Genomic DNA, 15,819 nt, shown 5'->3' on the forward strand with positions numbered 1-15,819 from the left:
GCGAAAACGGAGACACTATGGCTTACCAAGACGTATTGACGCCCCTTCGCGATAAGAACCCTCTGGTGCACTGCATCACCAATTATGTCGCGATGAACGTTGCCGCGAATGTTGTTCTCGCTGCGGGCGCATCACCGGCAATGGTGCACGCTCCGGAAGAGATTGCGGATTTCACACCAGTATGCGCGGCCGTGACGATCAACATAGGAACGCTTTCCACGTCTTGGGTGGCAAGCATGCTGGCGGCCGCACAATTGGCCAATGACAGTAACATACCATGGGTGTTCGACCCTGTTGCGCATTTCGTCAGTGGATATCGCAAGGCCGTCGCCCAGGATTTGCTGGCGTTACGTCCAACCATCATTCGCGGAAATGCATCCGAGATACTGGCACTTGCCGGAGAGTCCGGCGCTGGCAAAGGGGCTGACAGTGGGGATGCGGTCGAAGCTGCAAAAGGCGCAGCGCAAAACCTCGCTGAAAGATATGACGCAGTAATTGCCGTAACCGGTCCGACTGATTTCGTAACCGATGGCTCTCAGTCGGCCCAGGTTCATGGTGGCTCGCCGATCATGCCCAAGGTCACTGCTTTGGGATGCGCTCAGACCGCGCTGATGGGTGCATATGCTGCAGCAGGTCCCGCATACGATGCAGCCGTCGGCGCTTTGTCGCATTTCAAAGTTGCCGGATCACAAGCCGCGTCGAAGGCACAGGGCCCTGGCAGCTTTCAAATTCATTTCCTTGATGCGCTGGCAGCTACTCAGCCTGCCGACTTGGCGGGGGCCGTCACATGATACGGGATCTTCGGCCGCGCTTGCGTCTGTACCTCGTGACCGATCCGCAGCTTTGTCGCGATGCGGGTTTGGAGAACACGGTGCGACAGGCCGTGGACGGCGGCGTCACGATGGTTCAGCTGCGCAACAAGCATGCGACAACCGCGGCCCGCATCGACATGGCACGCGCGTTGAGGGACGTCCTGTCTGGCACGGGCGTCCCTCTGGTCATCAACGATGACGTCGAGGCTGCGGTTGCAGCGGATGTGGATGGGGCTCATGTCGGTCAGGGCGACATATCAGCCGCTGACGCACGCGCGATGCTGGGGCCGGATAAAATACTTGGGCTCTCTTGTGAGAATGCCCAAGCCGTGCACGCGGTCAATCCCGCAGTCGTGGATTATCTCGGGCTTGGTCCTGTCTTTGGCACGACAACCAAGGCTGATCACAAGCAACCAATCGGCTTTGATGGCTTGGAGGGATTGGTCGCACAGTCTCCACTACCCAACGTCGCGATCGGCGGGCTGAAGGCAAAACACCAGCGTGCAGTTCTTGAAAGCGGCGCCGATGGGCTGGCTGTGGTTTCCGCCATTTGTGGTCAACCGGATGCGACAGCCGCTGCGCGCGCTTTCGCAGAAACGGAGGCAAAATTATGATACCCAATGTCCTGAGTATCGCGGGGTCGGATCCGTCCGGTGGCGCGGGTGTTCAAGCGGATATCAAAGCAATATCCGCAAATGGCGCATTTGCAATGGCAGCGCTGACGGCTTTGACGGCGCAAAACACACGAGGTGTCACCGGCATTCATCTCGTACCACCAGACTTCGTCATGGCTCAAATCAACGCGATCTTCACCGATATTCGAGTGGATGCCGTGAAAATTGGGATGATCGCAAATGCAGAGATCGCCCAAGCCGTTGTGACCACGCTTGACACCTGTAAGGCTCCGGTCGTCGTTGACCCTGTCATGATTGCCAAGGGCGGCGCCGAGCTTCTTCAGGCCGACGCTGTGGACGTTGTCCGGAATCAACTGTTGCCACGGGCGACGCTGTTAACCCCCAACTTGCCAGAAGCAGCGCATCTATTGGGAACCAAAACAGCAGCCACGCGGACCGAAATGGAAGCGCAAGGCCGTGCCTTGATCCAATGCGGACCGGGCGCAGTTTTAGTGAAAGGTGGCCATCTTGACGGCCCCGACAGCCCCGATTGTCTCGTCACAGGCCAAGATGTCAGGTGGTTTGAAAGCCCTAGAACAAAGACCCGGAACACCCACGGGACGGGGTGCACGCTGTCTTCGGCATTGGCAGCGCAGCTGGCCAAGGGGCAAGACCTCCCCGCTGCGGTCACAGCTGCCAAAAGCTACGTCACCAGCGCCATTGCGCGTGCAGATGACCTTGCGGTCGGACACGGACACGGGCCAACACACCATTTCACGGCTTTCTACGCCGACGTGGAAGGAACTCACGCATGAAACCGATTGCCCTCGCAGTCGCCCTGTCGATCTGCGCAACGCCACTTTGGGCCCAAGATAAAATGACCCTACTGCTGGACTGGTTTGTAAACCCCGACCATGGACCGGTGATCGTTGCACAAGAGAAAGGTTTCTTCGCAGACGTGGATTTGGAGGTTGAGATCATTGCCCCTGCCAATCCGTCTGATCCACCAAAGCTTGTAGCAGCTGGTCAAGCTGACATGGCGATTTCGTATCAACCTCAGCTACACCTGCAAATTCACGAAGGACTGCCTTTACAACGTGTCGGTACGCTGGTCGCAACACCGCTAAATTGCCTTTTGGTACTTGATGACGGTCCAATCGCGTCGCCAGCCGATCTCGAAGGGCGCAAGGTGGGCTTTTCCGTCGGCGGTGTAGAAGAAGCCGTTTTGGGTCATGTATTGAACACCCATGGACTAAGCTTGGACGATGTCGAACTGATCAACGTGAACTGGTCACTATCACCATCTTTGATGTCAGGTCAGGTGGACGCAGTCATCGGCGCATTCCGCAATTTTGAACTGAACCAGATGGATATCGAAGGCGTACCCGGCCGCTGCTTCTACGTCGAGGAAGAAGGGCTGCCGCCTTACGATGAACTGATCTACATCGCCAACCCGGGCACAATGAATTCTGACCAGATCCAGCGTTTCCTGGCTGCCACGGAAAAGGCGACACAATACATCATCAATCACCCAGAAAAGAGCTGGGAGATTTTTTCGGGCACGGCGCCTGAGTTGCAGGACGAACTCAACAGACGTGCGTGGGCAGACACATTGCCCCGGTTTGCCTTGCGTCCCTCGGCAGTGGATGTCGGTCGTTACGCCAATTTCGAAACTTTTTTGTTCGAAGCAGGCCTGATCCCACGCATAAATTTGGTCTCCGACATAGCCATCGACGTGATGGCGCAATGAATATGAAACCGTACGGGCAGATCTTTGCCATGTGGCGCAGCGGTTGCCCTGAACCATGGCGGGCTTACACGCATCACAGGTTCGTCGAAGGGTTGCGCGAGGGCACCCTGCCCCGCTCCGCGTTTCTAAACTATCTGATCCAGGATTACGTCTTTCTCGTCCACTTCGCTCGCGCATGGTCCCTCGGCGTCGTCAAAGCGGAAACATTGGATGAAATGAAGGTCTGCGCGGGCACCGTCGACGCCTTGGTCAATCACGAAATGGCTTTGCACATCAAAACATGTGCAGCCGAAGGGATTGATGAAGCTACGTTGTTCAACGCATCCGAGGAGTTCGAAAATCTTGCCTACACGCGTTACGTGATGGATGCCGGGTTACAAGGGGATTTTCTGGATCTGATGGCCGCATTGGCCCCTTGCTGTTTTGGCTATGGAGAGATCGGGGCGCGCTTGGCGCAAGATGCTGCCACGGATACGCCCTATCGAGACTGGATCAACACATATGCGGGCGAAGAGTACCAAACTGTCATGGCCAATGTCGGGCGCATGATCGACGCTTCTGTCGCGCGCCGTTTGGGGGACAAACCCAAACACGCCGCCCGGTGGGAACATTTGCAGCAGCGCTTTACCACAGCCACAGAGTTGGAGGTGCGCTTTTGGGATATGGGAATGCGGGCCGCGTGACACCGACAGCCCCATCTATCCATATCAACGGCTCCTGCTCTATCGACGGCCTGCCTTTGTTTGGGCCTTTGGAAATGACACTGAACGCAGGTCACTGGACCTGTGTTCTGGGGCGCTCCGGCGTCGGAAAATCAACGCTTCTGCGCTTGACGGCAGGATTGGAGTGCGGCGGAGTTTTCCAAGGGACGATCGCCGCGTCTGACCACCACCCCGTCAACAACCGGGTGAGTTTCATGGCGCAAATGGACCTATTGCTGCCTTGGCTTACCGTACTTGAGAACACGGTTCTGGGCGCACGCCTCCGCGGAAAGCAACCTGATTTTCCGCGCGCTAAGAACCTGCTTGAACGTGTAGGTCTTGCCGACCACCTTAAAAAGAAACCCAGGGAACTGTCGGGTGGGATGCGCCAGCGTAACGCGCTTGCCCGTACATTGATGGAAGACCGTCCCATCGTTTTGCTGGACGAGCCGTTCTCGGCCCTTGACGCCAGTAGCCGCGCCGAAATGCAGGAACTGGCTGCCGAGGTGCTGGTTGGGAAGACAGTGCTTCTTGTCACCCACGACCCGACAGAGGCGGTGCGCCTTGGCCATCAGATCATTGTTCTTGGGCGAACATCAGTGCAAAAATGGCCTGCGCCCGCCAATCCACCGATCCGCGACTCCTTTGCGCCAGATACCATCACTTGCCAGAGTGATCTTCTCTCCGTCTTGCGGGGGCTAAAATGAGCAGGCCGGGTTACACAATTGGTGCCTGTGCCCTCGGACTGCTTTTATGGCAAGGAGTGGTTTGGGCCACCGACGTTCCAAAATTCATCCTGCCGCCGCCATCCAGCGTCGCTGCCGCCGCCTGGGACAATCGCATTTTGCTGATGGACCATGCCAGCATCACGCTGACCGAAGTTCTATTGGGCCTGTTGATTGGCTCATGTTTGGGAGCATTCACCGCAATCCAGCTGGCACTTTTCCCCCGGCTGCACCGGTTGTTCATGCCGCTTCTGGTATTCACGCAGGCCGTTCCTGTGTTTGCTCTCGCCCCCATTCTTACGCTGTGGTTTGGGTACGGCATCGCGTCAAAGATCGTGATGGCGGTCCTCATCATATTTTTTCCAGTCACCAGCGCATTCTATGATGGACTAAGCCGCATCCCGCCAGACGTGTTGGACCTGGCCCGAACCATGGGCGCGAGCAAAAGGCAGATCATGCAAAGGATCAGGATACCCTATGCTCTTCCGTCATTGGGAACCGGGCTGACCCTCGCTGCCGTATACGCTCCAATCGGCGCGGTCATTGGTGAATGGGTCGGCGCTTCGAAAGGGCTCGGATATCTAATGTTGTTGGCGAACGGGCGAGCAAAGACAGACCTGATGTTTGCAAGCTTGATCGTCTTGGCCGTGATGACAGCCACGCTGCACTTTGGCGTGACAAAAGCAGCAGTGCGGTTGCAGCAGAATTGAACGCGGCACCAACACCATCAAAGCCACCGCTGTTCGTACGTTAGAACTTGGCCCAAAGTCCAAAACTGGTCAGTCATGGTTGCTGATGGATTTCAGCGTTTCAAACTGGCAACAAGCTGGTGAAATTTCTCACCTTGGATAGCAACGTGACTGCGTAGCACCGATGCAGCTCTGTCTGCGTTGCCCTCTTGCAGCGCAAGCAGAACCTCTGAGTGCTCGCTCATGGACTGCTCCAGCCTGCCTCGAAACCGAAGTTGGATCCTACGATATGCCTTAAGGCGGTTTTGAAGTTGAAGCGCTTGTTTTTCGAGAAAGCTGTTCGTCGAGGCACGATAGATGATTTGGTGGAATGTTTCGTTCTCTGAATAGTAACGGTCAGGATCGGTGTCCTGAGTGGCTTCCTGGCATCGCTCATTTGCAGCCGTTAGCGCTTCAAGATCTTGATCCGTCATGCGCATGGCGGCCAGACGCCCGCATACGGCTTCGATCTCGGCCATCGTTTCGAACATTTCCATCAGCTCGACAGGACCGGGCTGCCGGATGAACACACCGCGACGAGGCACCTGTTCGGCCAACCCAGACGTCACCAAAACCTGCAACGCTTCGCGGATAGGCGTCCGCGATACGTGAAACTGTTCCGCCAACCGCAGTTCATCCAGTCGTTCGCCATCGCGAAATTCCCCTGAGAAAACAAGTTGCTCAAGGGATGCTGCAATCTGATCTGCGCGCCTGATATCCATAAAGGAGGTGTACCATTCGCCTCCTCAAATGCAACCACCTTAATATTGTATACAAGAAAGTTGACTTGTTATGCACGGTGTGGAAGCGTTGAAGTGCAGTTTCAACCCACGAACGTTGATTCACGCCTAGGGAGGACAACATGAAATTCAAATCACTCACAGCCGCAGCCATTGCGACGTGCGTCGCTGCCGCGTCGACCGTAAGCGCGGAAACACTTCGTCTATCGCATCAATGGTCCAACAAAGACGTACGCCATCAAGTGGCCCAGATGGTTGCCGACGAAGTGGCAGCCGCTGACGTTGATCTCGAAATCCAGATCTTTGGCTCAAAATCGCTATTCAAACCACGTGAGCAATATCGACCACTAAGCCGCGGCCAGTTGGACATGACCGTGCTGCCACTCAGCTATGCCGGTGGCCAACAACCCGCTTTCAACCTGACGCTTATGCCCGGCATGGTTAAGAACCATGACCACGCCGCACGTCTCAGCGAGTCGCCTTTCATGGAGGCATTGGAAGAGAAGATGGCCGATGACGACGTGATGGTTCTGGTTCACGGCTATCTGGCCGGTGGGTTTGTCGGTAAGGACAAGTGCATCACAAAGCCGGAAGACGTGCAGGGTCTGCAGACACGTGCGGCAGGCAAGGCCTTTGAGCAAATGCTGGCCGGTGCCGGGGCATCCATTGCGTCCATGGCCTCGTCCGAAATCTACAACGCGATGCAGACGGGTGTTCTGACCGCCGCAAATACGTCGTCATCGTCGTTTGTGTCCTACCGCATCTATGAACAGGTCAGTTGCTATACACCAGCCGGCGATGTTGCTCTGTGGTTCATGTATCAACCTTTGCTCATGAACAAATCGCGCTTCGATGCGCTGACACCTGAGCAACAACAAGCGCTGCTTGATGCATCAGCGAATGCACAGGCCTTCTATCTTGAAGAAGCTAAAAAGCAGGACGCAGCATCAGAGCAAGTGTTCCGAGACGCTGGCGTAGAAATCGCACAGATGTCAGCCGAAGATTTCGAAGCTTGGCGCGCTCTGGCTCAGGAAACATCCTATGCCAAGTTCGTGTCCGAAGTCGAAGGCGGTCAAGAGCTTTTGGATATGGCGCTGGCCGTAGAGTGACATCTTTCCAAGGGGCCGCCCGAACCGGTGGCCCCTCTTGAACAGTTTCTTCCAAGGACATCATGATGGCGGGTCAAAGCTCCGCCACGATTGCGCGCACCGGCAATAATCCGTTTCTGCGCTTCGTGGCTGCACTATCCACACTGGCAGGCTGGTGTTCTGCAGCGATGATTGTTGCTGCTGTTGCAATAACTTGCCAAATGATCTTCATCCGTTTCGTTCTGAACGGGTCGACCATCTGGCAAACAGAGGCCGTCATCTATCTTGCCATCGGTGCAACATTAATCGGCCTGCCCTACGTACAGCGTCTGCGTGGGCACGTGAACGTGGACCTTGTGCCATTGGCGTTGAGCAGACGTTTGCGCTTTGCCCTCGCCGTTTTCACTCTTTCGCTGTCCATCATCATGGTGTCGATCATGCTGTGGTACAGTTATGAGTTCTGGCATCTGACATGGGAACGGAACTGGCGTTCGGACACGGTTTGGGGTGTCCGATTGTGGATACCCTACCTTGCGCTGCCTATAGGTTTCGGCTTGTTCCTGCTGCAACTGATTGCCGACATGGTCGCCATGCTGCTCGGGATCGAAAAGCCGTTCGGCCTGGAGGACATGTAATGGACCCGCTCACGCTTGGTGCACTTGTCGCGGTCTGCACAATCCTGGTCTTGTTCTCGGGCGTTTCAGTCGCTCTGGGGCTTCTGATTGTCTCCACGGGCTTCATCATGGTTTTTGATGGCGTGCGATCACTCGAACTGATGCCAGAGATCCTGTTCGGAAAGTTGGACAATTTCGCGCTTCTGTCGATCCCAATGTTCATCATCATGGGGGCATCCATCGCGTCAACGCGGGCGGGTGCCGATCTCTATGAGGCTCTTGAACGTTGGCTGACCCGCGTTCCGGGGGGACTTGTGATCTCGAACCTCGGGGCCTGCGCACTCTTTGCAGCAATGTCCGGATCAAGCCCTGCCACATGTGCCGCGATTGGCAAGATGGGTATTCCCGAGATGCGCAAGCGCGGGTATCCGGATGGCGTCGCGGCAGGTTCCATTGCCGCCGGTGGCACACTCGGCATCCTGATACCGCCATCTGTTACTATGATCGTCTATGGCATCGCCACCGAGCAATCTATTGGGCGTCTTTTCCTCGCGGGCGTTATCCCGGGTTTGATGCTGGTGGGCCTGTTCATGGTGTGGTCTCTCTACTCCACTTGGCGATCAGGGGATCGTGCCTTGCTGGCGCACACAAATTACACTTGGAGGCAAAAACTCGAGATACTGCCGCGCGTCCTGCCTTTCATTTTCATCATCATTGGCGTGCTTTATGCGATGTACGGAGGGGTCGCTACACCATCTGAAACGGCTGCCGTCGGAGCCCTTTTGTGCATGATGATCGCGATGATCATCTACAGGCTTTGGAACCCCAAAGACCTGTGGATGGTGCTGCGCGACAGCACGAAGGAAAGCGTGATGATCCTGTTCATCATCGCAGCGGCGGGCGTCTTTTCCTACATGCTGTCCAGCCTTTTCATCACGCAGTCCATTGCGGCGTGGATTGGTACATTGGACGTGAATCCCTGGGTGCTGATGGGAGCGGTCAACATTTTCCTTTTGATTGCCGGGTTCTTTTTGCCACCGGTTGCCGTGATCCTCATGGCGGCCCCCATCCTGCTGCCGATCATCACAACGGCTGGCTTTGACCCCATCTGGTTTGCCGTGGTGCTGACCATCAACATGGAAATCGGGTTGATTTCGCCCCCCGTTGGGTTGAACCTCTATGTCATCAACGGGATCGCGCCTGACATCTCATTGAAAACGATCCTAAAGGGGTCACTTCCATTCGTCGCGTGTATGGTGATTGCGATCATCCTGTTGTGCCTCTTCCCGGGTTTGGCCACGTGGCTCCCCAACGCAGTCATGGGCACCGCAATATGAGTTACTTCGCTGATCTCATCTCCACGGTTTTCGAGCGCCGCTATGCACGTGCGGTGTCATCTGATGCGCAAGGGCGTGCCATAACCGAATTGGCCCAAGACCTGCTGAGTGCACGCGGGGAAGTTTCCGGCAGTACGCTTGCAAGGCTTATATTGGATCAATACAGCGGCGGCGATGACCAGCTTAAGCAGGCGCTCTTTGAATTCATGATGCGCGATCTGGAAATCGATCCAGTGGATGTTGTCGAAAGCCTCAAGACCTACAAGGAAACACCTTCCAAGCGCAGTTACCGTGAATTTGTGCGCGCTAGCGAACCGAAACGGCAAGAGCTGTTGCGTCGTTTGAACCAAGTACCGGGTGGGACACGGCACCTGGTATCCATGCGCAAAGATCTCTTGCGTATGATGCGTGACGCTCCAGTGCTGGAGCCCCTTGATGTGGATTTCCAACATCTGTTTGCATCATGGTTCAACCGCGGCTTTCTGGTGCTGCGCCCCATCGACTGGGCAAGCCCCGCCGAAATCCTTGAAAAGATCATCGCGTACGAAGCTGTCCACGCGATCGACAGCTGGGAAGACCTGCGCCGCCGCCTGCAACCTTCGGACCGCAGGTGTTTTGGGTTCTTTCATCCCGCGATACCGGATGAGCCTTTGATCTTCGTCGAAGTCGCGCTGACCAAGGGCATCCCGAATTCCATTCAGAACCTTCTGGCTGATGGGCGCAATCCCATCGATGCCGAAGAGGCTGACACCGCAGTGTTCTATTCCATCTCCAATTGCCAGGATGGGCTTGCGGGCATTTCATTCGGAAATTCGTTGATCAAACAGGTGGTTGCGGACCTGTCTCGTGACCTTTCAAACCTTCAGACATTTGTGACCCTGTCGCCAATCCCCGGCCTGACAAGATGGCTGGACCGGGCGGATGCTCCGCTTTTGCAAAACGCATCCATTGAGGTAAAGGTCGCGCATTATCTGCTAGAAGCAAAGCGCGAGGATGGACTACCCGTGGACCCAGTTGCACGCTTTCATTTGGGAAACGGTGCATCGGTACATGCGGTCCATGCCGATGCGGATTTGTCCGACAATGGAATACGACAATCGTCTGGTGCCATGGTGAACTATATCTATGACCTTTCTCGCATCACAACGAACCACGAGCACTTCGTGACCCACAAAACAGTGGCAGCGTCATCCGACGTCCGCGCGCTCAGTTCAACGCTCTCAACCAACACTTAGGTAGTCAAAGCGACCGATGCCCAACCCACTCTACGACACACTGTTTGGTCAGCACCGCGCAAGCGATGCGGTGTTCCTGCATTTGCCCGGAGGCCTTTCGCTCACCTACGAGGCTTTTCTGGACATCGCAGCACAGTATGCAGGGTTGATGGCCGATATGGGCCTGACGGCCGGAGATCGGGTTGCTGTTCAAACCGCCAAGTCTCCAGAAACGCTGGCTGTATACGCCGCGTGTGTACAGGCTGGTTTGGTCTTCTTACCGCTGAACACGGCCTACACCCCGGACGAGGTGGCCTATTTTGTCGAAAACAGCGGCGCACGCCTGGTGCTTGTAGAGGGCAGTAAACGCAATGCTCTGGCTGCGATCACAGAACGGTACGGGGCGAAGCTGGAGACTCTGAATGCGGATGGTTCAGGTTCATTTGCGGACAACGCTGCGCCCTACTTGAAATCTTTTGAAACCGTATCTCGCACGGGCAGCGACCTTGCAGCACTGTTGTACACCTCCGGCACGACTGGACGGTCCAAAGGGGCCATGCTGACTCAAAGCAACTTGCTGTCCAACGCTCAGGTGCTGCAAAAGGAATGGCGCTTCACCTCACAGGATGTTTTGCTCCACACCCTTCCAATCTTTCACACGCACGGTTTGTTCGTAGCAACCAATATCACCCTGCTGTGCGGCGGCCAGATGATCTTCTTGCCAAAATTCGATTTGGACCAGCTGATCACCCAACTGCCGAATGCAACTACAATGATGGGTGTGCCAACGTTCTACACGCGCCTTTTGGGAGACGCCCGTTTTACAAAAACCTCACAACTCATATACGGCTGTTTGTATCCGGCAGCGCCCCACTACTAGCCGAAACACACATCCAGTTCGAAGAACGGACAGGCCATCGCATCCTCGAACGATACGGCATGACCGAAACCAACATGAACACGTCCAATCCCTATGCGGGAGAGCGCCGCGCTGGAACCGTTGGCATTCCTCTGCCCGGAGTTGAGTTGAAGATCACTGATCCCAAGAGCGGTGTGTCACTGCCGAATGGAGACATCGGCCAGATAGAAGTACGCGGTCCAAATGTCTTCCAGGGATACTGGCAGATGCCTGAAAAGACGGCCGAAGAACTGCGTGCAGACGGATTTTTCATCACTGGTGATTTGGGAACGATTGACGAGGACGGTTACGTCACAATCGTTGGGCGCAACAAAGATCTGATCATCTCGGGCGGGTACAACATCTATCCAAAGGAGATAGAGTTGATCTTGGATGAGCAGGACGGCGTTCTCGAAAGCGCCGTGATCGGGGTGCCGCACAGAGATTTTGGCGAAAGTGTCTTCGGCATTATTGTTGCGATGCCTGACCGCCAACCCGATCTCGATGCCATAGCCGCCGAAATCGGTTCTTCGCTTGCGCGCTTCAAGCAGCCAAAAAAGCTCGTGATACTTCCTGAACTTCCCCGAAACACGATGGGGAAAGTTCAGAAGAAGGCGTTGAGAGAGCAATTTGCCGATACCTTCACCAAGTGAAATGATCGGCTCACTCCCACAGCTTGGGTGAACCACTCCGGCGCCCAATAGGGCGTGAAATCTGTTTCACAATTTCGTAAGCGTGTACCCAGGTAACACGTGTTGCCCCGGGTACACTGATTAGCGACCCAGATGGTGAGAGGCCTGCAATTTGTAAACGGGCGTGTCGATCCCCTCATATCGCGCCTTCAGTTGCAGAGACAGGTACTGCGAATAGTGCCGTGACTGGTGCAGGTTTCCACCATGCAGCCAAAGGTTCTCCTGCTGTGTTGGTTTCCACATGTTACGCTGCTCCCCTTCCCAAGGACCCGGGTCTTTGGGTGTGTCGGAGCCAAGCCCCCAGCACTTGCCAACCTTGTCGGCCGTATCCTGATCAATCAGATCAGCTACCCAACCATTCATTGAGCCGTAGCCCGTGGCATAAACGATCAGATCCGCTTCAAGCTTGGTGCCATCTTCAAGGAGCACGCCATCTTCGACAACTTCGCTGACCTGACCGTGGGCAAGCTTGATCTTGCCATCGATGATCAATTGGCTCGCCCCGACATCGATGTAGTAGCCCGAGCCGCGACGCAAATACTTCATGAACAACCCTGATCCGTCAGCCCCCCAATCCAATTGGAAGCCTGCCTTTTCAAGGCCTGCATAGAAGTCGGCATCCACCTCCTTGATCTTGTCGTACACCGGCTTTTGGAACTCGTGCATGATCTTGTACGGCAAGGACGCAAAAATCATGTCCGCCTTCTGGGTCGTCACGCCAGCTTCGAGGGCCCGCTCTGAATAGAGATCGCCAAGGCCGATCTCCATGAGGGGATCAGATCGGACGATATGGGTTGTCGACCGCTGAACCATTGTTACGTCAACATCATTTTCCCACAATGCGGCACAGATATCATGGGCGGAGTTGTTGGACCCGATGACAACAGCTTTCTTCCCTTTGTAGGTATCGGGACCCGGATGCTTGGATGAATGATGCTGATCTCCCTTGAACTTATCCATGCCGCGGAAACTCGGGACGTTTGCCTTGCCTGACATCCCGGTGGCCATCACCAGTTGTTTTGGTCGCAATGTGATTTCTTCACCGTCACGCTCGACCACCACAGTCCATTCTTTGGAGCCTTCATCGAACTTGGCAGATTTCGCCGTGGTCTTGGTCCAATAGTTCAACTCCATGACCTTGGTGTACATCTCAAGCCAATCGCCGATCTTGTCCTTGGGCGAGAAGACAGGCCAGTTTGATGGGAACGGCAGATAAGGAAGGTGGTCGTACCAGACCGGATCATGCAGGCAGAGCGACTTGTAGCGATTGCGCCAACTGTCTCCAGGTTTGTCGTTTTTCTCGATAATGATTGTGGGCACACCAAGCTGACGCAGCCGTGCACCAAGCGCAATTCCACCCTGCCCGCCTCCAATGATCACTGTGTAAGGTTGGAGTGAGTGCCCCAGCTCGGCGTTTTCCTGATCCCGCTCTTCACGCCACGACTTTTGCCCCTTGCCTGCGCCGTGCTTGGCGCCAAGCGGGCGTTCATGGCCCAGTGGCTCTTCGTGCCCCTTCAGCTCTGTCATCGACGTGAGCAGTGTCCAGATCAAACCGTCTTTCAAACGGATGAGGCCATAGCCCCGCGCGACATCGGTTTCAAAAGATATCCATGCCGTAACGATACCGCCTTCTTCTGTGGCCACTTCACCGTCTGCAATCTGCCAAGCTGTCGGTTTGGTTGTTGCAAGCTGCGCGTGCAGCATGTCGCGGATGGCGTCCTGCCCCTCCATCGTGCGAATGTTCCATGTAAACGAAACCAGGTCGCGCCAATAGCAATCGCTCTGAAACATGGACACGGCCTCATCTATCTGACCGTGTGCCAACGCATCACCGAACCGGTTCAGCGTGTCCTCCATTTGATCGCTGTGTGACGTATCCAGCATAGCGTGATCTCCTCCCGTGAATTCAAAGGTGATTTTTGCCCGACTGACCAAACGGACATATCCGAAGACGGTAAATGCGCTGCGCCGCAGCGCAGATGTGACTGAAATTGTGTTGCATTCCAAACCAATGCAACACTGTGTGGCGTTATGGGCGTTTGACCCCGGCGCGCTTCATCTGTCTGTGGATCGTGGTTCTATCCACACCATGTAAACGCGCCACGCGCGATATGTTCCACCCGCATTCCTCCAAACTGTGTTCAAGGTCAGCAACTTGGTTACTCCGAAGCTGTGTCACCGGCTTTGGAATATGTTCAATGTCAATACAGCCATCGTCACTCAGCGCCATTGAGACACGCAACGCGTTCTTCAGTTCCCGGATATTTCCGGGCCACTTGCGATTTCGAAGATGGGATCGAGCACCGTCCGTGATCCTAAACGCCTTTGGTGCTGCTATGCCGTTAAAACGTATGATTTTGTCGACAAGGCCATCAAAATCAGTGCGGTCATCAATGTCAGGCAAATCAAGGCATGCACCACCCAATCGAAACATCAGATCATCACGTAAATTGCATTCGGAAAGCGACACGGTGCTTGCTGAAACGATCTTGGCCTTGATCGCAATCGGATTGGTCCCACTTGCAGGCCTTATCCCATCATCGGTGAGAGCGCGGGCCAGACGCGCTTGCACGGTTGCAGGTAATTCGTTTGCCGCGTCCAAAAACAACACGCCATCGCGTGCACGGGCGACAAGGCCGCCATCACCACCCGTGTCGCCAAAAAGGATGGCTTCCAATTCCCGCCCCGGGAAATCCGCACATTGAACGACAACAAAGGGGGACCGTTCGCCACGCTTTTTATGAATTGCACGTGCGAGCCGCTCCTTCCCGGTTCCGCTCGAACCTGTAATCCAGATCGGCAGATCGTTCCGCGCCAGGCGCTCGGCGATGTTCAATGTCTGTTCAACAATGGGGTCACCGCAGTGCAAAGCCGCAAACGCAGTTGACAGCTTTGCCGACGGCCGCGGTTTGCCAGGACGAACAGAGGGCTGTGGGGCAATTGCATGTGCATAGACAACATCACCTGTTTTCAAGAACACGCATCGGTCTCGCGTTGAGCGCCCCCTGGAAAATGCAGGAAGATCATCCATTTCAAGGTCCAGAAACGAATTCAGTGCACGCCCGACAACCGCACAGCCCTCTGCCTCCGGACCTGTGAGTATGCGTTGAGCCTGACGCGCCGCGCCAATGATCGTTCCGGAATCGTCGATGGCCAGTGCACCATCCGGGTCCACCTCGACAAACTCTGGTCGTCGAGAAAAGCGCAGCACCCAATTCGCCCTCATCTCGGCCATCAGATTGGCAAGTTCAATGCGCCGCGCTGCCGTCTTGACCATGTGCAACGCCAATGCCTGTGTCGCTTTTGGCTGCGGAGACCGCAGCAATGACACATCCAAAACAGCGGCCAAACCGCCCCTGAGATCATAAATGGGGGCAGCACTGCAACTCAAGGGAACGTGGTGCAGATCAAAATGATCTTCCTGATGAACTGTCACCGCCCTGCCGGTTTCGATGCAAGCACCTATGCCATTTGTTCCCGACTGCGCCTCGGACCATGCCGACCCCAAGAACAATCCCGACGCACGAAGGTCGTCTTCAAAATTTGCATCACCGAAGTAGTCAACGGTGACGCCTTGCGCATCCGTAAGCAATAAAACGTAGTTCTGGCCCGCGACCTGCCGAAAGAGATCTTCCAGCCCCAAGCGGGCAATTGAGGTCAATCGTTCCGCCTGTTGCTGATGATGTCGAAGTTGGCGTTCTGGCAGAATATACGCAGGCGTTGGTTTGGTGGGATCAAGCCCGTGCTGTTCGATACACCTGCGCCACGACGCAACGACAAAGTCATCGCGTTGCACCGGGCGCTCTGACAGCGCGGCTTCGATCTCCTTGATATGGTCTACTGCAGACATCGTTTCCTCCAAAACGGTTCTGCTCTTTACCTCTATGCCAGAGTATTGCCTGTGAC

The 15,819-nt window shown here is 55.4% G+C and carries 14 protein-coding genes and 1 pseudogene; 12 read left to right on the forward strand and 3 right to left on the reverse strand.

Annotated elements, in window-relative coordinates:
* Nucleotides 1-17: 17 nt before the first annotated feature.
* The 7 genes from thiM to ACZ1HN_RS14535 are packed head-to-tail and all read left to right on the forward strand — an operon-like array spanning nt 18 to nt 5,312.
* Complete coding sequence (thiM, locus tag ACZ1HN_RS14505) at nt 18-791, forward strand: hydroxyethylthiazole kinase (RefSeq protein ID WP_472728017.1); 774 nt, start codon at nt 18-20, stop codon at nt 789-791.
* Complete coding sequence (gene thiE, locus ACZ1HN_RS14510) at nt 788-1,426, forward strand: thiamine phosphate synthase (protein WP_472728018.1); 639 nt, start codon at nt 788-790, stop codon at nt 1,424-1,426. Before thiM ends, thiE begins: the two co-directional genes overlap by 4 nt.
* The gene (thiD, locus tag ACZ1HN_RS14515) at nt 1,423-2,241 is read left to right on the forward strand and encodes a bifunctional hydroxymethylpyrimidine kinase/phosphomethylpyrimidine kinase (RefSeq protein ID WP_472728019.1); all 819 of its coding nucleotides are present in this window, start codon (nt 1,423-1,425) and stop codon (nt 2,239-2,241) included. Before thiE ends, thiD begins: the two co-directional genes overlap by 4 nt.
* Nucleotides 2,238-3,176 carry an ABC transporter substrate-binding protein gene (locus ACZ1HN_RS14520; RefSeq protein ID WP_472728020.1) on the forward strand — a complete coding sequence of 313 codons (939 nt, stop codon included), beginning with the start codon at nt 2,238-2,240 and terminating at the stop codon, nt 3,174-3,176. The genes thiD and ACZ1HN_RS14520 overlap by 4 nt, the downstream gene beginning before the upstream one ends.
* Nucleotides 3,173-3,859, forward strand: coding sequence for a thiaminase II (gene tenA, locus ACZ1HN_RS14525; RefSeq protein ID WP_472728021.1), 687 nt, complete (start codon nt 3,173-3,175; stop codon nt 3,857-3,859). The genes ACZ1HN_RS14520 and tenA overlap by 4 nt, the downstream gene beginning before the upstream one ends.
* Nucleotides 3,856-4,584, forward strand: coding sequence for an ABC transporter ATP-binding protein (locus tag ACZ1HN_RS14530; RefSeq protein ID WP_472728022.1), 729 nt, complete (start codon nt 3,856-3,858; stop codon nt 4,582-4,584). Before tenA ends, ACZ1HN_RS14530 begins: the two co-directional genes overlap by 4 nt.
* On the forward strand, nt 4,581-5,312 hold the full coding sequence (locus ACZ1HN_RS14535; protein ID WP_472728023.1) for an ABC transporter permease: 732 nt from the start codon (nt 4,581-4,583) through the stop codon (nt 5,310-5,312). Before ACZ1HN_RS14530 ends, ACZ1HN_RS14535 begins: the two co-directional genes overlap by 4 nt.
* Nucleotides 5,313-5,404: 92 nt before the next feature.
* Here ACZ1HN_RS14535 and ACZ1HN_RS14540 read toward each other — a convergent pair whose 3' ends face one another.
* A complete protein-coding gene (locus tag ACZ1HN_RS14540; protein ID WP_299197032.1) occupies nt 5,405-6,052 on the reverse strand; it encodes a GntR family transcriptional regulator in 648 nt (215 codons plus the stop codon).
* Between the two features lie 140 nt (nt 6,053-6,192).
* Between ACZ1HN_RS14540 and dctP the strand changes: the two genes are divergently transcribed.
* The 5 genes and pseudogenes from dctP (at nt 6,193) to ACZ1HN_RS14565 (ending at nt 11,874) form a co-directional block, all read left to right on the forward strand.
* Nucleotides 6,193-7,179, forward strand: coding sequence for a TRAP transporter substrate-binding protein DctP (gene dctP / locus ACZ1HN_RS14545; RefSeq protein ID WP_472728024.1), 987 nt, complete (start codon nt 6,193-6,195; stop codon nt 7,177-7,179).
* A 65-nt stretch (nt 7,180-7,244) separates the two neighbouring features.
* Nucleotides 7,245-7,793 (forward strand): TRAP transporter small permease, encoded by a 549-nt coding sequence (locus tag ACZ1HN_RS14550; protein ID WP_472729330.1) that lies wholly within the window; start codon nt 7,245-7,247, stop codon nt 7,791-7,793.
* Nucleotides 7,793-9,109 (forward strand): TRAP transporter large permease, encoded by a 1,317-nt coding sequence (locus ACZ1HN_RS14555; protein WP_472728025.1) that lies wholly within the window; start codon nt 7,793-7,795, stop codon nt 9,107-9,109. The genes ACZ1HN_RS14550 and ACZ1HN_RS14555 overlap by 1 nt, the downstream gene beginning before the upstream one ends.
* Nucleotides 9,106-10,344: a malonyl-CoA decarboxylase gene (locus tag ACZ1HN_RS14560; RefSeq protein WP_472728026.1), complete on the forward strand. Its 1,239-nt coding sequence runs from the start codon at nt 9,106-9,108 to the stop codon at nt 10,342-10,344. Before ACZ1HN_RS14555 ends, ACZ1HN_RS14560 begins: the two co-directional genes overlap by 4 nt.
* A gap of 16 nt (nt 10,345-10,360) precedes the next feature.
* A pseudogene (locus ACZ1HN_RS14565) lies at nt 10,361-11,874 on the forward strand (malonate--CoA ligase).
* A 120-nt stretch (nt 11,875-11,994) separates the two neighbouring features.
* Here the strand turns inward: ACZ1HN_RS14565 and ACZ1HN_RS14570 are convergent.
* Entirely contained in the window at nt 11,995-13,797 is a 1,803-nt protein-coding gene (locus ACZ1HN_RS14570) for an NAD(P)-binding domain-containing protein (RefSeq protein WP_472728027.1), read from the reverse strand.
* Nucleotides 13,798-13,942: 145 nt separating this feature from the next.
* Nucleotides 13,943-15,763, reverse strand: a complete 1,821-nt coding sequence (locus ACZ1HN_RS14575; RefSeq protein ID WP_472728028.1) for a sigma-54-dependent Fis family transcriptional regulator — start codon at nt 15,761-15,763, stop codon at nt 13,943-13,945.
* Nucleotides 15,764-15,819 lie beyond the last annotated feature (56 nt).

The organism is Tateyamaria sp. GN1-10 (assembly GCF_055693845.1).

Coding starts and splice junctions, on each gene's coding strand:
- thiM (WP_472728017.1), top strand. CDS start 18: ATGGCTTACCAAGACGTATTGACGCCCCTTCGCGATAAGAACCCTCTG.
- thiE (WP_472728018.1), top strand. CDS start 788: ATGATACGGGATCTTCGGCCGCGCTTGCGTCTGTACCTCGTGACCGAT.
- thiD (WP_472728019.1), top strand. CDS start 1,423: ATGATACCCAATGTCCTGAGTATCGCGGGGTCGGATCCGTCCGGTGGC.
- ACZ1HN_RS14520 (WP_472728020.1), top strand. CDS start 2,238: ATGAAACCGATTGCCCTCGCAGTCGCCCTGTCGATCTGCGCAACGCCA.
- tenA (WP_472728021.1), top strand. CDS start 3,173: ATGAATATGAAACCGTACGGGCAGATCTTTGCCATGTGGCGCAGCGGT.
- ACZ1HN_RS14535 (WP_472728023.1), top strand. CDS start 4,581: ATGAGCAGGCCGGGTTACACAATTGGTGCCTGTGCCCTCGGACTGCTT.
- ACZ1HN_RS14540 (WP_299197032.1), bottom strand. CDS start 6,052: ATGGATATCAGGCGCGCAGATCAGATTGCAGCATCCCTTGAGCAACTT.
- dctP (WP_472728024.1), top strand. CDS start 6,193: ATGAAATTCAAATCACTCACAGCCGCAGCCATTGCGACGTGCGTCGCT.
- ACZ1HN_RS14550 (WP_472729330.1), top strand. CDS start 7,245: ATGGCGGGTCAAAGCTCCGCCACGATTGCGCGCACCGGCAATAATCCG.
- ACZ1HN_RS14555 (WP_472728025.1), top strand. CDS start 7,793: ATGGACCCGCTCACGCTTGGTGCACTTGTCGCGGTCTGCACAATCCTG.
- ACZ1HN_RS14560 (WP_472728026.1), top strand. CDS start 9,106: ATGAGTTACTTCGCTGATCTCATCTCCACGGTTTTCGAGCGCCGCTAT.
- ACZ1HN_RS14570 (WP_472728027.1), bottom strand. CDS start 13,797: ATGCTGGATACGTCACACAGCGATCAAATGGAGGACACGCTGAACCGG.
- ACZ1HN_RS14575 (WP_472728028.1), bottom strand. CDS start 15,763: ATGTCTGCAGTAGACCATATCAAGGAGATCGAAGCCGCGCTGTCAGAG.